Source organism: Proteiniclasticum sediminis, assembly GCF_018128025.1.
Classification (GTDB): Bacteria; Bacillota; Clostridia; order Clostridiales; family Clostridiaceae; genus Proteiniclasticum; species Proteiniclasticum sediminis.
The window spans coordinates 203,977-220,154 of record NZ_JAGSCS010000003.1; the positions used below are offsets into that span (position 1 = coordinate 203,977).

Consider the following 16,178-nt stretch of genomic DNA (forward strand, 5'->3'; position numbering starts at 1 on the left):
CACAATTTGAATTTGGAGTGGATATTATGAATTTGCCAAATAAACTCACCTTGTTCCGTATCATCCTGGTCCCGGTTTTTCTTCTCTTGATGTCCGTCAGTGCGATTCCCTATAATGTGACGCTGGCAACGGTGGTCTTCATCATCGCCGCGTATACGGATCATCTGGACGGAAAAATTGCACGAAGAGACAACCTCATCACGAATTTTGGAAAATTCATGGACCCGCTGGCTGACAAGCTTTTGGTCACCTCAGCCCTCATCGCTCTGGTGGAGCATAACCTCATCGGTGCCTGGGTAGCCGTCGTGATCATCGCCCGAGAATTCGCCGTATCCGGTCTTCGAACCATCGCGGCCAATGAAGGCGTCGTCATTGCCGCCAGTATCTGGGGGAAAGTGAAAACCACGACCCAGATCATCGCCATTGTTTCCCTGCTCATTAAGCTCATTTCCACCAAGGAAACCTATCTGATCAATCTGTTCCAGAAGCTTCCGTTCCTGGAATCCTTCTTCAGTATCTTCCCCCCGGTGGTCATGTACGTGGCCGTCTTCTTCACCATCATGTCCGGTGTGGACTACTTTAAGAATGGCTGGTCCTATATCGACACCAACAAATAGCGATTCCACCGCAGGCTCTTCATGGGCCTGCTTTTTTCATGGGCTTAAGGCGGTTTGGCAAATCGTGGCGAAGTCCTGAAGAATATGAATAGAGTTTTGAAAAAAAGATTAGTGTTGGAACAATCTGAAAACTCTTTCCAAAATCGCCGTCCAGTGTGTTGACGGCATCGGTCATCACCGCTAGAATTTAGACAAGAACCTGATGAAGGTTCTCCCGATGACCAAGCAAAGAGGAGGGATAGAATATGCCAGAAATCCAAAATCTGTTGGTTTGGCTGCTCCTTGGAGGAATCTCCGGCTGGATTGCCAGCATCATTGCGGGGAAGAACGGAAAAATGGGATTAGTCGCCAACATCATTGTCGGAATCATCGGAGCGTTCATCGGCGGATGGGTCGCCGGTCTTCTGGGCCTGGGTCCCGCCACAGGATTGAACCTTTGGAGCTTCATCGTTTCGGTGGCCGGTGCACTCATCCTCCTTTGGGTGATTAACCTGCTTAACCGAAACTAGATAATTCCCCTTTCATACAAACCCTGAAGGCAGGCAGCCGGGAAGTTCCCGGCTGTCTGTTTTTTAGGAAATTTGGGCATAAGAAAAGCCCGGGTAAACCGGGCGGGATCTCTTTAGTTTAGGGAAGGAAGGGTCTGGGCAAACTGGAGAAAATCATCATAGCTGCCCACATGATCCGCTTCGATGGGCACCTGGTGGCGGTTCAGGAGATGGTCGGTGATGAGGTAGGTTTTCAGGCCCAGCTTTCCCGCGGCCAGATCTTCCAGGGCATCGTTGCCCACCATGAGGCATTCTTCAGGAGATTTTCCCAGGGTTTCCAGGATTTCGGAATAGTATTCCAGGTTTGGCTTGCAGTAGTGGTTTTCCTCGAAGGAGGTCACATAGGAGAAGTGGCTGCGTTTCACACCAGCCCAAGTAATGCGCTTTTCGATGGCCAGTCTGGGGAAGAGGGGGTTCGTGGCGATGACGAGATCATAGCCTTTCGTCTTCAGAATTTCCGTAGCCTTCCGCATGGCGGGGGTATCCTGAACGGCTCGGCGAAGGCCGTCAAAACCATGGTTGTAGAAGTGGGCAAAGGTTTCCTCATAGAGGGGGAACTTGTCCTGCACCGTATTCTTCAAGGTGGTCATGAAGACCTCTTCGTTGGTTCTCGGTTCGGTGTTCTTTACCATGGTGGTGATGGCACCGCCGATCTGGGTCATGAACTCCTTGGGGGAGGCAATGTCTTTAAAGGCTTCGGTTAAGAGAGAAAAATAAACTCTTTCAAAATCCTGCATATTGATGGGCAGCAAGGTGCCGTCCAGATCAAACAGTACGGTGGTTAAATTCTTCAATGGGTACCTCCTTGGTCCGGGACAGTGTAGAGAATCAATGCGCTCTGGTTGCTGTCTTTGATCTGGTAACGCACATCCAGAACGTCTTCTTCGGGAATATGATATTTCTTCAGGGTTTCTGCCACTTTTTCCCGGATATCCTCCTGACGGGTGGCATAGACCAGCTTAGTTCTTTTCATCAGTATCAATTTTCCTCCTTAGGGAGTAGTAGGTTTTAATGAGGGTGAAGACCACCAGGATTCCGATGGCCAAGGCCCCGGAAGCCATGAGGGTGTTGATGCCTTCATGAAGCGCGCCGTTATAGTTGCCGGCCAGGGTTTCCAGCATGGTTCGATAGAGGCCGCCGCCGGGAACCAGGGGGATGAGGGCGGGGGTGATATAGCTGGTGACCGGGGTCTTTGTCTGCCTCGCCATGATCTCGCTGTAGAGGGATAACCCCACAGCCCCCAGAAAATAGGCGGTGTTGGCTTCTTTTGCAAAGGATAGACCCTGGGCATAGCAGAACCAGCCGATGGAGCCGCCAATGGCCGAGAGGAAAGCCGTTCGTCGATTAAGATTAAAGAGAAAGGCAAAGGACAGGGCGGCCAAATACGCCATGAGAAGATTGAGGATCATCGCTGAACACCTCCTAAAAGGGCCAAGGTAATCCCGGCGCCGATGGCGATGCCCACGGCGATGAGGAAGGCTTCCATGCCTTTGGACACGCCGGAGAGGTAGTCTCCCATGAGGGTGTCCCGGATCGCGTTGGTGAAGGCGATGCCGGGAACCAGGAGCATGATGGAGCCGATGATGATTTTATCCAGATTCGTGTGATCCGGGATAAATCCGGCCAGTCCTGTGGCGGTCAGAGCCACAAAAGCCCCGCCGATGATGTTGATGAAGATGGCGTTGAGCTTGATTTTCCGGGTTTCCAGCTGGATCACCCGAACGCCGATGCCGATGAGGATGGCAAAGAACGCATCCCAGAGGCTTCCCCCGAAAAGCAGGGTGAAGGAGAAACCGCACAGGGCTGCCATGAGCAGCTGAAAGCGGACGGAATAGGGGGAGCGGTGATCAATCTCCCGGAGGGATGCTTCCAGGTCATCCAGAGGCAGAGGCTCCTTGGCTACCTGCCGGGACAGGGCATTGACCAGTGACACTTTCTCCAGGTCCACGGTGCTCTTGTTCACCCGCTGAATGATGGAGATGATTTCCCCCTTCTCATCGGTCATGGACACCATGATTCCCGTGGGGGTCACAAAACTGTCAGCCTCGGAAACCGCATAGGATTTCAGGATTTTGACAATGGTCTCCTCCACGCGGTAGATCTCCCCGCCGGACTCCAAGATAATCTGGCCCGCCAGGGTTGCCAGTTTGATAAGCCGTCTGTTCTCCATTTCATCCCACTCCGTTCTTCCGTACAACATAATACCCTTATTATACGGGAAGTTGCGAATTTAGGAAATAGGCCCCAAGGCATCCTTTTGGCGGGATTAGGACGCTGCCGTGGAGAGGACGAGGGGATGGTGATCCCAGTCGGAACATGGAGGTGCAGAAGCCCAAGGTTTACATTCCCTGATCTTCAGGCTAGTATCGTCTTATGAGCAATATTCCCAGGGGGGTCATTTTGGAGGAATCCTCTGGATCCCCAGGGGAAACTGATGAACCATAAGGAAGGGGAGAAGATCATGGATTATTTTCGCGTTGCCCTGCTCCAGCTGCTGCCGGAATCCACACGGGAGGAAAACCTTCGCAAGGGCATGGAGGAGTGTCGCAAAGCCCAGGCTCTCGGGGCGGATTTAGCGCTGTTTCCGGAGATGTGGAGCTGTGGCTATGGCATTACCCGGGATCTGGAAAAGATGCGGGAACAGGCGGTGGGGGAGGAGGATGAATTTCTCCGTGCCTTTGGGAACCTGGCTAAGGAGCTGGGCATGGCCATCGGCATCACGTATCTGGAGAAGTTCGATCCCCTGCCCCGAAACACCCTTTGTCTGTTCGACCGCTGGGGGAACCCGGTGCTGAAGTATGCCAAAGTCCACACCTGTGACTTTGATGATGAGCGCCTCCTCACCCCCGGAGAGGATTTTGCCGTGGCTAATCTGGACACGGCCAAAGGGCCCCTGAAGGTGGGCGCCATGATCTGTTATGACCGGGAGTTTCCGGAAAGCGCCCGGATCCTGATGCTGAAAGGGGCGGAGATCCTTCTGGTGCCCAATGCCTGTCCCATGGAGATCAACAGGCTGGCCCAGCTCCGGGCTCGGGCTTTTGAAAACATGGTGGGCATCGCCACGGTGAATTATCCGTCGGGACAGCCCGACTGCAACGGGCATTCCACGGCCTTCGATGGCATGGCATACAAACCCGGAGAACCCCATTCCCACGATATGCTTCTTCTGGAGGCCGGGGAGGAAGAGGGGATTTTCCTGGCAGATTTCCCTGTGGAAGAGCTTCGCGCCTATCGAAAGCACGAGGTCTGGGGGAATGCCTACCGGCATCCCCAAAAGTACAGGGAGCTTCTAGAGGAAAAAATTGAAGAGCCTTTCCTTCGGGGGGATTATCGCCGCTAAATGAGCGAAATGCTGAAAAGGTCACTCTCGGTTTACATTCCGGTTTCGGCTATACTTTTTTTTCATCCGATAGTATGATGAAAGAGTATTGAATTCTCTTCCACGAATCACCATTGAATTAGGGGGTAATTATGTACAGCAAATACCTAAAAGACCAGGATCCCGAAATTTTCCACCTCATTGAGGAAGAAGAACAGCGGCAGGAGTATAATATCGAGCTCATCGCCTCGGAGAACTTTACGTCCAAAGCCGTCATGGAAGCCATGGGCACGGCCCTGACCAACAAGTATGCCGAAGGCTATCCGGGAAAGCGTTACTACGGCGGGTGCCACGTGGTGGACAAGGTGGAAACGTTAGCCATCGAGCGGATGAAGGAGCTCTTTGGTGCCGAACATGCCAATGTTCAGCCCCATTCCGGCTCCCAGGCCAATATGGCGGTGTATATGACCGTTCTGGAGCCGGGCGACAAGGTTCTGGGCATGGATCTCAGCCATGGGGGGCATCTCACCCATGGAAGCCCGGTGAACTTCTCCGGGAAGCTCTACCACTTCATCTCCTATGGTGTGGATGCGGAAACGGAAACCATCAACTATGATCAGCTGCGGGAACTGGCCCTGGTCGAAAAGCCCAAGCTCATTGTGGCGGGTGCTTCGGCGTATCCCCGAATTATCGATTTTGAGCGGATCGGCGCCATTGCCAAGGAGGCCGGCGCGTACTTCATGGTGGATATGGCTCATATAGCGGGTCTGGTGGCCACGGGCCTTCATCCCGATCCTGTACCCTATGCGGACTTTGTCACCACTACCACCCATAAGACCCTTCGCGGTCCTCGGGGTGGTGCGGTGCTTTGCAAAGCAGAGTTTGCCAAAGCCCTGGATAAGTCGGTGTTCCCGGGCATGCAGGGCGGACCTTTGGAGCATGTCATCGCTGCCAAGGCCGTGTGCTTCCAGGAAGCCATGGGGGAAGAGTACAAGGACTACATGCATCAGGTCATTGCCAACACCAAGGTTCTGGCCGAGGAACTCCAGAAACGGGGCTATCGCCTGGTTTCCGGCGGAACGGACAACCATCTCATCCTGGTGGATCTCAACAATAAAGACATCACGGGCAAAGATGCGGAGAAGCTCTTGGACTCCATCGGCATTACCACCAATAAAAACACCATACCCTACGAAACCCGAAGCCCCTTTGTGACTTCAGGGCTTCGCATGGGCTGTGCAGCCATGACCACCCGGGGATTCCGGGAGGACGATATCCGTCTCATGGCGGAGTTCATCGATTATGCCATCACCCATCGGGAAGATGATCTCACGTTCCTGCGGGAAAAAGTGGCGGAGCTCTGCAAGAAATATCCCCTGTACTAGTTCTTTCGAGATTTGCTTAAACGGTGAAAAGCCCTACATCAGGGCTTTTTTCCTTGTGTGGAAAGAATCCCTTAGGGATTGAATTGGGCAAAACCGGTTGACGCACGGGGGAGAAACGGGTAAAATGGGAAACAGGTAAAATCAGATAAAAATGCTCAGAATTGAAGGAGAGTTAGCATGTCAGAAATGTTGAAAATAACTGGCCTGAAAAGTACAGTGAATGAAAAAGAGATTCTTAAGGGAGTCAACCTGGAAATCCGTGCCGGGGAGGTCCATGTGATCATGGGACCCAACGGTGCCGGAAAATCCACCTTGGCCAATGTGATCATGGGCAACAGCAAATACGAAGTCACCGAAGGATCCATTTTCTTCGAGGGTGAAGAGATCACCGACGAAGCCGTGAATGAACGGGCAAAGAAGGGAATCTTCATGTCCTTCCAGGCTCCCCAGGAGATCCCGGGAATCACCGTGGAAAACTTCCTGCGGACCGCCAAGAGCCAAATCACCGGCGAACAGGTGAAGGCCATCCAATTCAAGAAGGAAATGACCCAGGTAATGAAGGACCTGGACATTGACCGCAGCTATGCCCAGCGTTACCTCAACATGGGGTACTCTGGTGGTGAGAAGAAGAAGAATGAAATTCTGCAGATGCGGATTCTCAATCCTAAACTGGCCATCCTGGACGAAACCGACTCCGGACTGGACGTGGATGCGGTGAAGATCGTCTCCAAGGGCGTAACGGAGTTCAAGAACGAGAAGAACGCCATCCTCCTCATTACCCATCACAATTCCATCCTGGATTATCTCGTTCCGGACGTGGTCCATGTCATGGTCGACGGCAGAATTGTGGATACAGGCGATATTTCCCTGGCCCGTGAGATTGAGAAAAACGGCTACATCAAGTACAGGGAAGCGAAAGGTGACGCAGAATGGAAAAAAGAAATAAAACTTATATAGATGAGCTGGACCGGGGCGTTTATGACATCAAAAACGACTTCGAGTACAGTTATAAGGCCAAGGAAGGTCTGACCGAAGACATTATCCGGGAAATTTCCGCCAAGAAGAACGAGCCCGAATGGATGCTCAATTACCGGCTGGAATCCCTGAAAGTATACCATCAGCTGGATGTGCCCACCTGGGCACCGGATATCTCCGATCTGGATATCGAGAATATCGTCACTTATGTGAAACCCAAGACCAACCTCAACACCAGCTGGGAAGACGTGCCGGAAGAAATCAAGCAGACCTTCGACCGTTTGGGCATTCCCGAAGCGGAAAAGAAGTCCCTGGCTGGCGTCGGCGCCCAGTATGACTCCGAAGTGGTGTACCACTCCATCAAGGAGGAACTGGTTAAGCAGGGCGTGGTGTACACCGATATTGAAACCGCTTTGGTGGAGTATGAGGACATCGTGAAGCAGTACTTCATGAAGCTCATCCCCAATACGGATCATAAGTTTGCGGCCCTCCATGGCGCCGTCTGGTCCGGCGGATCCTTTGTATATGTCCCGGAAGGGGTGGAGCTGGATATTCCTCTCCAGTCCTATTTCAGACTCAATGCTCCCGGTGCCGGGCAGTTCGAGCACACGCTCATCATCATCGAGAAGAATGCCAAGTGTCATTTCATCGAAGGCTGCTCCGCGCCAAAGTATTCCGTAAATAATCTTCATGCCGGAGCTGTGGAGCTCTACGTGAAGGAAGGCGCAACCCTGCGCTATTCCACCATCGAAAACTGGTCCAAGAACATGTACAACCTCAACACCAAGCGTGCTGTGGTGGACAAGAACGGGACCATCGAGTGGGTCTCCGGATCCTTCGGGTCCAAGGTGTCCATGCTCTATCCCATGAGCATCCTTCGCGGAGAAGGAGCTAAGGCGGAGTTTACCGGCGTTACCTTTGCCGGAAAAGGCCAGCTTCTGGATACCGGATCCAAGGTGGTTCATGCCGCCCCCAACACCACGTCCAACATCAACTCCAAGTCCATCTCCAAATCCGGCGGACAGGCCATTTACCGGGGACTTCTCCGGGTGGCGCCCAATGCCTACGGCGTAAAGTCCACCGTGACGTGCGAGTCCCTCATGCTGGACAATGAGTCCCGTTCCGATACCATTCCGGTCATCGACATCGAAAATGATGATGTGGATATGGGTCACGAGGCAAAGATCGGACGAATTTCGGAAGAGGCAATTTTCTACCTCATGTCCCGAGGCATTTCCGAGGGCGAAGCCAAGGCCATGATTGTCCGCGGCTTTGTGGAGCCGATTTCCAAGGAGCTACCTTTGGAGTATGCCGTGGAAATGAACAATCTCATCACGCTGGAACTTGAAGGCACAATAGGATAGGGGTGGAAGAATGAGTGCAATAAAAGAAACCTACAACGTCCTTCCTCGTCTGACATTCCGATGGGTGAAGGCCAATGAACTTCTCCTGGACACCATGGACGTGGACCTGACCAAGGAATACTTCTATGGAAAACTGGAAGGAGACAGCTTTAAACTTCGAGACCGGGAAGACCTGCCGCTGTCTCAAGATTTTCGGGGCGTCAATGAGCGCATGGTGGCCCTGGTGGAGGAATCCCCCAATGCCGGACTCTACATCCATGTGAAGAAAGGGGAGGAAAAATCCCTCTTCATCGCCCATCGTCTCGGTCGGGAGAACAACGTTCTCCTGGAGAAAAATGTCATCGTCCTGGAAGCCGGGGCAAAAATGACCCTGGTCATGGACTATTCGTCCGATGATACGGAAACCTTCTCCAATACCTTAAACAAAATTCAGGTGGCCGAGGATGCGGAGCTCAACATCATCAAGGTGCAGCGTCTGAACAGCCGGTCCCGCCATCTGGAATCCCGCTACTCCACCGTGGAGAGCCGGGGCAAGGTGAACTACATCTCCGTGGAGATCGGCGGCGAAGCTGCGGTGGTCAACTACATGACGGATCTTGCCGGCGACGAGGCCGAAGGCCACGTGAAAAACGTGTACCTGGGCTTTGGCGAGCGGATCCTGGATCTTTCCCACCACATGAATCATATGGGGAAGAAGACCAAATCCGACATGATCTTCAAGGGTGCCCTGAAGGACAAGTCCAAGAAAGCCTTCCGCGGAACCCTGGACTTCAAACACGGCTCCACCCATTCCGAAGGCAATGAGGAAGAATTTACCATTCTCCTTAGCCCTAAGGTTAAGTCCTATGCCATTCCGCTGCTCCTGTGCCGAGAGGATGATGTCATCGGAAATCATGCCGCTTCCAACGGCCAGATCGATGAAGAAAAGCTCTTCTACATCATGTCCCGGGGACTCAGCGAGGAAGAAGCCAAGAAAATTATCATCGAATCCCATATCCGGCCCATCATCGATCTGATCCCCCTGGATTCCATCCGGGAGATTATCCTCGATGCAGTGGAACGGGAACTGAAAGGTGAGTAAATTGAGAGAGGTCAGAGGGGATTTTCCCATTCTGGATCAGGAGATCCAGGGAAGAAAACTGGTGTACCTGGACAGCGCAGCCACATCCCAGCGGCCGCTGCAGGTTCAGGAAGCCGTGAGGCAATATGACAACCGGGATAACGGGAATCCCCATCGGGGTTCTCATACCCTGAGTCTGCGAGCCACGGAAGCCTTTGAAGGCGTCCGGGAAAAGGTCCGCAGATTTCTCCACGCCCGCAGCGTGAAGGAGATCATCTTTACCAAGAATGCCACGGAGGCCATCAATCTGGTGGCCTACAGCTACGGGTTAAGCCAGCTGAAGCCCGGGGATCGGATTGTCCTGTCCATTGCGGAGCATCATGCCAATCTTGTGCCCTGGCAGCAGGTGGCGAAAAAAACCGGCGCGGTCCTGACGTATCTCTATGTGGATGAGGAAGGCCGTCTTCCGGAAAAGGAACTGGACAAGATCGACAGTGCCACGAAAATCGTCGCCATGAGCCACATGTCCAACGTGCTGGGCACCATCTTTCCCGTGAAAGAGGTGATCCGGCGGGCCCATGCCGTGGGGGCAGTGGCCCTCATTGACGGCGCCCAGGCCGTTCCCCACATGAAGGTGGATGTGACGGATCTGGATGCGGACTTCTACGTGTTTTCCGGACACAAGATGCTGAGCCTCATGGGTGTCGGCGTACTCTATGGCCGAGAATCCCTGCTGGAGACCATGGATCCTTTCCTCTACGGTGGGGACATGATCGAGTACGTTCACGAGCAGGAAACCTCCTTCAATGAGTTGCCCTTTAAGTTTGAAGCGGGTACCCAGGGCATTGAGGCGGTGGTATCCTTAGGAGCAGCCATCGATTACCTGGAAGAACTGGGTTTTGACGCCATCCATGAAAAAGAGATGGAGCTTCTGGCCTATGCGCTGGACCAGCTTAAAGCGCTGCCCTATATCCGTCTGGTGGGGCCCTCCGATCTGAAGGACCGGGGCGCCGTGGTGAGTTTCGTGGTGGAGGATGTTCATCCCCACGATGTGTCCACCATTCTGGACAGCTACGGCGTGGGTGTCCGAGCGGGACATCACTGCGCACAGCCGCTCATGCGGTACTTGAAAATCAACGCCTGCACCCGGGCCAGCTTTGCCTTCTACAACACGAAGGAAGACATCGATGCCCTGGTGCGGAATCTGGATGAAGTAAGGAGATGGATGGGTTATGGATCTCGGTAATCTGTATACCGAAGTGATACTGGAGCACAACAAGGACACCCGAAACCGCCGGGAGGTGGAGGGCTACACCCATAAGGAGCGGGGGCACAACCCCAGCTGCGGGGATGAGATCACCGTGGAGGCGAAGGTAGAAGACGGGATCCTCACGGACCTGGCTTACACGGGCCATGGGTGTTCCATCAGCCAGGCTTCGGCATCCATGATGGTGGATCTTCTGAAGGGTAAGCCGGTGGAAGAAGCTTTGGCGACGGTGGAAGTGTTCCTGGGCATGATCAAGCGGGAAATCACCGATGTGGATTTCCTGGAAGAGACGCTGGATGAGGCCTCCATTCTCCAGGGAATTTCCAATCTTCCGGCTCGAGTGAAATGTGCCGTGCTGGCTTGGCATACCCTGAAGGAAGCCGTGAAGGCCAAGGCATAACTCCGTCAAAAACGCAATCTATGGCCAGGGCTGGACTCCTCTCGATCCGAGAGGGGCCAGTCCTGGCTTTTGTGTAAAGTCTTTTGAAACTCAAAAGTTGTAGATTTTTTATGAATAGTTATCAATTTTATGCAATTAAATTGAGGGATGAGCTATAATGAATGAAGAATGAAAAGATTGGAGGTTAATTCACGATGTCTGTGGAATTTATCCGTTATTTAGACAAGAGCATTAAATATCTGCACCGCCAGGGTGCCTTCCTCACGGTGAAAAAAGGGGAAGAAGTCAATGTGAGTACCATCAGCTGGGGCAATATCGGTTTTGAATGGGGAAGACCCGTCTTCACCATCCTGGTGAGAAGCTCCCGCCATAACCATGAACTGCTTCAGGACAACACGGAGTTCACCGTGTCCATCCCCACCACCTCCACCATGAAGAAAGCCCTGAATACCGTGGGCAGCCATTCCGGCCGGGAAGTGGACAAGTGGAAGCTGGCCAATATTACCCAGCATCCGGCCAAGACCATGGATACTCCCGTGGTGAAGGAAGCCAACATTTACTATGAATGCAAGATTATCTACAACCATAAAGTCGATCCCAAGCTTCTTCGGGGCGATGTGGATGTGACCAGTTACCTGGACGGCGATTACCATGAGATTTTTTATGGAGAAATTGTCAGCTCCTACACGCAAGACGACTTATAGAAAAGGATGACGAACCCATGATATTTGATACCCATCTTCACACAGAGTTTTCTTTTGATTCGGCGGAGAAACTGGAGGCGGTGCTGGCCTCGGCGAAGCAGAAGAATCTCGGGGTGATTACCACGGAGCATAAAGACCTGAACTATCTGGAAGCCGTGGGTTTTCCCATCGATTTCAACGTGGACGACTATTTTAAGGCCTATGCGCCTTACCGCAGCGAGAACTACCTCCTGGGCATCGAACTGGGCCTGGATCGGGGCTACACCGCAGAAAACCGGAGAATTGCCCTGGGATATGATTTTGATCTCGTCATTGGCTCTCTCCACACCATGGCGGGACAGAATCTCTCCAGCCGGCGGTTCTTCCAGGGCATGGAGGCCGGGAATTTCTACCGGCAGTATCTGACCTATGCCAAGGAAATGGTGGAAGAAAATCCCTATATCCAGTCTCTGGCTCATTTGGATTATCCTTCCCGGTATGCGCCTTTCCCGGAACTCTTCGTGGAAGATTACCCCGAAGAATTCCAAGGGCTTTTTGAAGCGCTCCTCGCCGCGGATGTCACCTTGGAGGTGAATCTCAAGCGGCCTTTGGAAGGCGAAGTGGGACGGAGCTTTCGCAGTATCTTCACGGGATACCAAAAGGCCGGCGGCCGGTTTGTCACTTTAGCGTCGGATGCCCACATCGCGGAGGATATCGGCAGAAATTTTGAGGATGCTTTGAAACTCATGGAGGAGATTGGCCTCAAAGTTTGCTATTATAAGAAGAGAGAACGCATCATCAGCGAACGGTGAAGTATGGAACGGAGGGGAGAACCATCGAGAAGAGCAAGATTGTCCTGAATGAACTGCTGGTGGATTTATTCCATGATATCCTGGAGATCGAAGAAAAAGTTCTGCGGGATCACGGCAGCGATTTAAGCATTACCGAAATGCATACCATCCATGCCGTGGGGGAGGGGAACCCCCGGACCATGACGGAGATCTCCCGGGATCTCAATGTCACCATGGGCACCTTGACCACCGGCATCGACAAACTGATCCGAAAGGGGTATGTGGTTCGAAAGCGGACAGAAGAAGATAAGCGCATTGTCCTGGTGGAGCTTACGGATCAAGGCGTGGAGGCGAAACGCATGCACGACGCCTTTCATCAGGATATGATCAATACTGTCATCAGCGGACTGGATGACCAGGAGGAAGCGGTTCTGGTGGAGTCGCTTCGGCGCCTCATGGGCTTCTTCGATGAGAAGTACCGCTGAGAAGGAATCGAAAGAACGGAAGGGGAAATTGCGATTTCCCCTTTTCCTTTGGAGGAGGTTGAAAGTATGGAACTGATTTTTGTACGGCATGGCGAGTCGGAGGCCAATGTGAAGAACCTGTTTTATGGTTCGTCAGACTATCCCCTGACGGATCTGGGCAAAGCCCAGGCGGAAAAGGCCGGGAAGATTCTTCGTGCCATGGATTTTACGCCGGACCGGATTTATGTCTCTTCGCTAGTCAGGACCCATGAGACCCTGACGGCCATGGGCTATTCCCTGGAGGATGCGGAGCGGGATTCCCGTCTGGATGAGCGTCATTTGGGCACCATGGAAGGGTTCCGGTATGAGGAGCTCCTGGAACGCCATCCCGGCGTTTTTGAAGAGTGGCGAAGCAACTTCCTGGAATATCGTCCCGGCGGCGGAGAGAGTCTCCTGGACGTTCACAGCCGGGTCCGAGATTTTCTGGATGAGATGAAGACCCTGTACCATAACGGGGAGAAACTGCTGGTGGTTTGCCACGGCGGGACCATGAAAACCGTATTGGCCCGGGTCTTTGGCGCAGAGATCGACACCTTTGCCAAGATTGAGATCTATAACTGCTCCCTCATGCGCATCCGAGAAAACGCCCATGGGTTTTTCCTGGATGCGCTGATCAATATCGAGGATTACCCGGAGGATCTGGCTTCATTGGAGGGTACGTCATGAAACCGCTGAGGATCAAAGGACTGGCGTTTCAGGATGGGAGTCTTCACTGCTGTGGAACCCTGACTTCCCGGACGATGCCCGAGTTTTTCGAGGATCTTCGAACCCTCAACCCTTCACTCTTTGATCTTTTGGAGTGGCGGGCGGACTATCTCGATCCTGGAGAAATCCCCATGGCGGATGCCATCGGGAAGGGGCTTCTGGCCATCGGTCAGGAATTTCCCAACATGCCCCTGATCTTCACGTTTCGGCGGACAGAAGAGGGAGGGCAAAGCGACCTTTCCCCACAGGAGATCCTGACCCTGCAAAAAGCTGCCGGAGAAAGCGGCCTGGTGGATCTTCTCGATGTGGAGCTGGCTCTTCTGGAGCCGGATTCTCCACTCTCCGGAGCCTATGCGGAGCTTTTGGAAAAGCTTAAGATGACCGAAGTTAAGCTGCTGCTGTCCTGGCACGATTTCCAGGAAACCCCTCCTGTGGAGTATCTTTGCGCCCGTTTCCAGGAAGCTCGGATGAGAGGAGCCCATATGGCGAAAATTGCCGTTAAGGCGAATACTCGAGAAGAGGCGGAGCGCCTCCTGACGGCTTCCGCCAGATGTGCCGAGATGCTGGATATTCCCCATATTGCGCTGGCCATGGGCGAAGAAGGCGCCTACACCCGTTATGCCCGAGGACGAAGCCAAAGCTGCATCACTTTTGCTGCCGTGACAAGCGCATCAGCTCCCGGACAGCTGGATGCCGATACTCTTCGGGAAAAGTTGAAGAATGGGATTTGATTTAGGGGGTAAGATTGTCATATTATGAATTTGAATGCGGAAAACCTCCCTGTCCATGATGACAGGGAGGTTTTTCGTGAAGTCAACTCTTATTTATTATCTGGGTTTTCCGGAGCAGACTCCTCCGAAGATTCTGGTGCCGGATGCTCTTTCTGGAAAGCTTTTGCCTTTCGGGCCATTTCCAGGGCTTTTTGCCGTTCTTCCTTGAGTTTTTTTCTCCGGTTGCGCTGATAATCCAGATTGGGCTTATAGATGAGGTATACGCCGGATACGGCGCCAAAGTAGATGATGAGCCCGACGATGAGGGCGATAACATATTTTTGCTCCATGGACGTCCACCTGCCTTATCCTGATTATAGCATGCCGGGAGAAAAATGGGAGCCTAGAGTAGCGGAAACTCAGCGGGGGATGGGCTTAAGGATGTGCCCCTTCATCAGGGGCGGATGCCTCAAAACATGGTATAATAGACTGTAGGAGGTGGACCATGGAACCCTTAGCAAGCAAACTCAGACCCCGGACCTTGGATGAGGTTTTGGGGCAAACGCATTTGATCGGGGAAGGCAAACTGTTAACCAGTATGGTGAAGAGCGGAACCCTGATGAATATGATCTTCTATGGACCACCGGGGATCGGGAAGACCACGGTGGCCAGACTTCTGGCGGATCTCACCGATCGGAAATTTATTAGTCTCAATGCATCCACAGACTCCCTGAAAGATGTGAAGAACGCACTGGATGAACTGAACATGTTCATGGGCGTCCATGGTCTGGTGCTCTACATTGATGAGCTTCATCTTATGAACCGGCGCAATCAGCAGGTGCTCCTGGACTATATGGAAAGCGGCCGGGTGGTGCTGGTGGGATCCACCACGGAGAATCCCCATTTTGCTGTTTTCAAGGCTTTGGTTTCCCGCGCCATCGTGGTGGAGTTTAAACCCCTGGAAAGCGCGGACATTCTGAAAGGCCTTCATCGAGCCATGGATTTTTATCGTGAGGAAGCGGGACTGGACGAGGTGAAGATCAGTCAAACCTCTCTGAACTTCATCACCAGTTTGGCCAATGGCGATCTTCGAAAAGCCCTGAATAACCTGGAACTGGTCCTCCTGTCCAAGGCCAAGACCAATGCCCGGGTGGTGGAAGTGGAGGAGGAGGATGTGGAACGGATTCTCCAGAAGAAGATCATCAATTTTGATCTGGATGGAGATGCCCATTATGATCTTCTCAGCGCCTTTCAGAAGTCCATCCGCGGGAGCGACGAGAATGCGGCGCTCCTCTATCTGGCCATGCTCCTGAAGGGCGGAGACCTGATCAGCGTCAATCGGCGCCTTCTGGTCATCGCCGCTGAAGACATCGGTCTTGCCAATCCCCAGGCCATCAGCATCGTCAAAGCCTGCACCGATGCGGCACTGGTGCTGGGACTGCCCGAGGCGAGGATTCCCCTGGCCCAGGCGGTGATTCTTCTCGCCACATCGCCGAAATCCAACTCCGTCATTACGGCGGTGGATGCGGCCATGCATGCCGTGGATACGACGCCGGTGCTGGAACTGCCCCTTCACCTTCGGGATGGGCACTATGCGGGAGCCAAGGCCCTGGTACGAATGCAGGCCTATGTTTATCCCCATGGGCACAAAAATAACTACGTGAAGCAGGTGTACATGCCCAAGGGGCTGGAAAAGATGAAGTTCTACCGGTCTGGTAGCAATAAATACGAGGAAGCCACGCGGCTTTACTGGAAGAAAATCAAGGACGAAGAGACTTCCGGGGAAAGTTGACACTTTCACTCGGAATTGGTACAATTTAGGGAATCAAG

General features: G+C 53.0%; 20 protein-coding genes. 15 read left to right on the top strand and 5 right to left on the bottom strand.

Going from position 1 to position 16,178, the window contains the following annotated elements; genetic code table 11:
• Positions 1-26 precede the first annotated feature (26 nt).
• Together pgsA and KCG48_RS04060 are read left to right on the top strand one after the other, a co-directional pair.
• A complete protein-coding gene (gene pgsA, locus KCG48_RS04055; protein WP_211800026.1) occupies positions 27-617 on the top strand; it encodes a CDP-diacylglycerol--glycerol-3-phosphate 3-phosphatidyltransferase in 591 nt (196 codons plus the stop codon).
• Positions 618-862: 245 nt separating this feature from the next.
• A complete protein-coding gene (locus tag KCG48_RS04060) occupies positions 863-1,126 on the top strand; it encodes a GlsB/YeaQ/YmgE family stress response membrane protein (protein ID WP_211800027.1) in 264 nt (87 codons plus the stop codon).
• Between the two features lie 113 nt (positions 1,127-1,239).
• On the opposite strand, the gene KCG48_RS04065 is transcribed toward KCG48_RS04060, so the two are convergent.
• Genes KCG48_RS04065 through KCG48_RS04080 form a run of 4 tightly spaced genes read right to left on the bottom strand, consistent with a single transcriptional unit; the run spans position 1,240 to position 3,335 of the window.
• On the bottom strand, positions 1,240-1,959 hold the full coding sequence (locus tag KCG48_RS04065; RefSeq protein ID WP_211800028.1) for an HAD family hydrolase: 720 nt from the start codon (positions 1,957-1,959) through the stop codon (positions 1,240-1,242).
• On the bottom strand, positions 1,956-2,138 hold the full coding sequence (locus KCG48_RS04070; protein ID WP_211800029.1) for a hypothetical protein: 183 nt from the start codon (positions 2,136-2,138) through the stop codon (positions 1,956-1,958). Before KCG48_RS04070 ends, KCG48_RS04065 begins: the two co-directional genes overlap by 4 nt.
• Positions 2,125-2,574, bottom strand: coding sequence for a threonine/serine exporter family protein (locus KCG48_RS04075; RefSeq protein WP_211800030.1), 450 nt, complete (start codon positions 2,572-2,574; stop codon positions 2,125-2,127). Before KCG48_RS04075 ends, KCG48_RS04070 begins: the two co-directional genes overlap by 14 nt.
• Positions 2,571-3,335, bottom strand: a complete 765-nt coding sequence (locus tag KCG48_RS04080) for a threonine/serine exporter family protein (protein ID WP_211800031.1) — start codon at positions 3,333-3,335, stop codon at positions 2,571-2,573. Before KCG48_RS04080 ends, KCG48_RS04075 begins: the two co-directional genes overlap by 4 nt.
• 264 nt (positions 3,336-3,599) lie before the next feature.
• Here KCG48_RS04080 and KCG48_RS04085 point away from each other — a divergent pair, with 264 nt between their 5' ends.
• The 12 genes from KCG48_RS04085 (at position 3,600) to aroD (ending at position 14,369) form a co-directional block, all read left to right on the top strand.
• Positions 3,600-4,505 (top strand): carbon-nitrogen hydrolase family protein, encoded by a 906-nt coding sequence (locus KCG48_RS04085; RefSeq protein ID WP_230976991.1) that lies wholly within the window; start codon positions 3,600-3,602, stop codon positions 4,503-4,505.
• A gap of 131 nt (positions 4,506-4,636) precedes the next feature.
• Entirely contained in the window at positions 4,637-5,869 is a 1,233-nt protein-coding gene (locus KCG48_RS04090; RefSeq protein WP_211800032.1) for a serine hydroxymethyltransferase, read from the top strand.
• Between the two features lie 177 nt (positions 5,870-6,046).
• Positions 6,047-6,826 (top strand): Fe-S cluster assembly ATPase SufC, encoded by a 780-nt coding sequence (gene sufC / locus KCG48_RS04095; protein WP_211800033.1) that lies wholly within the window; start codon positions 6,047-6,049, stop codon positions 6,824-6,826.
• On the top strand, positions 6,799-8,208 hold the full coding sequence (gene sufB / locus KCG48_RS04100) for a Fe-S cluster assembly protein SufB (protein WP_211800034.1): 1,410 nt from the start codon (positions 6,799-6,801) through the stop codon (positions 8,206-8,208). The genes sufC and sufB overlap by 28 nt, the downstream gene beginning before the upstream one ends.
• A 10-nt stretch (positions 8,209-8,218) precedes the next feature.
• Positions 8,219-9,289, top strand: a complete 1,071-nt coding sequence (gene sufD / locus KCG48_RS04105; RefSeq protein WP_211800035.1) for a Fe-S cluster assembly protein SufD — start codon at positions 8,219-8,221, stop codon at positions 9,287-9,289.
• A gap of 1 nt (position 9,290) precedes the next feature.
• Entirely contained in the window at positions 9,291-10,514 is a 1,224-nt protein-coding gene (locus KCG48_RS04110) for a cysteine desulfurase (protein WP_230976992.1), read from the top strand.
• Positions 10,501-10,935 carry a Fe-S cluster assembly sulfur transfer protein SufU gene (sufU, locus tag KCG48_RS04115; protein WP_211800037.1) on the top strand — a complete coding sequence of 145 codons (435 nt, stop codon included), beginning with the start codon at positions 10,501-10,503 and terminating at the stop codon, positions 10,933-10,935. Before KCG48_RS04110 ends, sufU begins: the two co-directional genes overlap by 14 nt.
• Before the next feature lie 194 nt (positions 10,936-11,129).
• Positions 11,130-11,639, top strand: coding sequence for a flavin reductase family protein (locus tag KCG48_RS04120; protein WP_211800038.1), 510 nt, complete (start codon positions 11,130-11,132; stop codon positions 11,637-11,639).
• A gap of 17 nt (positions 11,640-11,656) precedes the next feature.
• Positions 11,657-12,430: a PHP domain-containing protein gene (locus KCG48_RS04125; RefSeq protein ID WP_211800039.1), complete on the top strand. Its 774-nt coding sequence runs from the start codon at positions 11,657-11,659 to the stop codon at positions 12,428-12,430.
• Positions 12,427-12,894 (top strand): MarR family winged helix-turn-helix transcriptional regulator, encoded by a 468-nt coding sequence (locus KCG48_RS04130; protein WP_331000369.1) that lies wholly within the window; start codon positions 12,427-12,429, stop codon positions 12,892-12,894. Before KCG48_RS04125 ends, KCG48_RS04130 begins: the two co-directional genes overlap by 4 nt.
• A gap of 66 nt (positions 12,895-12,960) precedes the next feature.
• A complete protein-coding gene (locus tag KCG48_RS04135; protein WP_211800040.1) occupies positions 12,961-13,599 on the top strand; it encodes a histidine phosphatase family protein in 639 nt (212 codons plus the stop codon).
• Complete coding sequence (gene aroD / locus KCG48_RS04140) at positions 13,596-14,369, top strand: type I 3-dehydroquinate dehydratase (RefSeq protein WP_211800041.1); 774 nt, start codon at positions 13,596-13,598, stop codon at positions 14,367-14,369. The genes KCG48_RS04135 and aroD overlap by 4 nt, the downstream gene beginning before the upstream one ends.
• Positions 14,370-14,458: 89 nt before the next feature.
• Here aroD and KCG48_RS04145 read toward each other — a convergent pair whose 3' ends face one another.
• On the bottom strand, positions 14,459-14,698 hold the full coding sequence (locus KCG48_RS04145; protein ID WP_211800042.1) for a hypothetical protein: 240 nt from the start codon (positions 14,696-14,698) through the stop codon (positions 14,459-14,461).
• A gap of 155 nt (positions 14,699-14,853) precedes the next feature.
• Here KCG48_RS04145 and KCG48_RS04150 point away from each other — a divergent pair, with 155 nt between their 5' ends.
• Positions 14,854-16,140 carry a replication-associated recombination protein A gene (locus tag KCG48_RS04150; protein ID WP_211800043.1) on the top strand — a complete coding sequence of 429 codons (1,287 nt, stop codon included), beginning with the start codon at positions 14,854-14,856 and terminating at the stop codon, positions 16,138-16,140.
• Positions 16,141-16,178 lie beyond the last annotated feature (38 nt).

What these genes read in the sequence shown, in the direction of transcription:
- KCG48_RS04085 (WP_230976991.1), top strand. Translation starts at nt 3,600, where the DNA reads ATGAACCATAAGGAAGGGGAGAAGATCATGGATTATTTTCGCGTTGCC.
- sufU (WP_211800037.1), top strand. Translation starts at nt 10,501, where the DNA reads ATGGATCTCGGTAATCTGTATACCGAAGTGATACTGGAGCACAACAAG.
- KCG48_RS04125 (WP_211800039.1), top strand. Translation starts at nt 11,657, where the DNA reads ATGATATTTGATACCCATCTTCACACAGAGTTTTCTTTTGATTCGGCG.
- aroD (WP_211800041.1), top strand. Translation starts at nt 13,596, where the DNA reads ATGAAACCGCTGAGGATCAAAGGACTGGCGTTTCAGGATGGGAGTCTT.
- pgsA (WP_211800026.1), top strand. Translation starts at nt 27, where the DNA reads ATGAATTTGCCAAATAAACTCACCTTGTTCCGTATCATCCTGGTCCCG.
- KCG48_RS04075 (WP_211800030.1), bottom strand. Translation starts at nt 2,574, where the DNA reads ATGATCCTCAATCTTCTCATGGCGTATTTGGCCGCCCTGTCCTTTGCC.
- KCG48_RS04150 (WP_211800043.1), top strand. Translation starts at nt 14,854, where the DNA reads ATGGAACCCTTAGCAAGCAAACTCAGACCCCGGACCTTGGATGAGGTT.
- sufD (WP_211800035.1), top strand. Translation starts at nt 8,219, where the DNA reads ATGAGTGCAATAAAAGAAACCTACAACGTCCTTCCTCGTCTGACATTC.
- sufC (WP_211800033.1), top strand. Translation starts at nt 6,047, where the DNA reads ATGTCAGAAATGTTGAAAATAACTGGCCTGAAAAGTACAGTGAATGAA.
- sufB (WP_211800034.1), top strand. Translation starts at nt 6,799, where the DNA reads ATGGAAAAAAGAAATAAAACTTATATAGATGAGCTGGACCGGGGCGTT.
- KCG48_RS04080 (WP_211800031.1), bottom strand. Translation starts at nt 3,335, where the DNA reads ATGGAGAACAGACGGCTTATCAAACTGGCAACCCTGGCGGGCCAGATT.
- KCG48_RS04145 (WP_211800042.1), bottom strand. Translation starts at nt 14,698, where the DNA reads ATGGAGCAAAAATATGTTATCGCCCTCATCGTCGGGCTCATCATCTAC.
- KCG48_RS04070 (WP_211800029.1), bottom strand. Translation starts at nt 2,138, where the DNA reads ATGAAAAGAACTAAGCTGGTCTATGCCACCCGTCAGGAGGATATCCGG.
- KCG48_RS04135 (WP_211800040.1), top strand. Translation starts at nt 12,961, where the DNA reads ATGGAACTGATTTTTGTACGGCATGGCGAGTCGGAGGCCAATGTGAAG.
- KCG48_RS04090 (WP_211800032.1), top strand. Translation starts at nt 4,637, where the DNA reads ATGTACAGCAAATACCTAAAAGACCAGGATCCCGAAATTTTCCACCTC.
- KCG48_RS04060 (WP_211800027.1), top strand. Translation starts at nt 863, where the DNA reads ATGCCAGAAATCCAAAATCTGTTGGTTTGGCTGCTCCTTGGAGGAATC.
- KCG48_RS04120 (WP_211800038.1), top strand. Translation starts at nt 11,130, where the DNA reads ATGTCTGTGGAATTTATCCGTTATTTAGACAAGAGCATTAAATATCTG.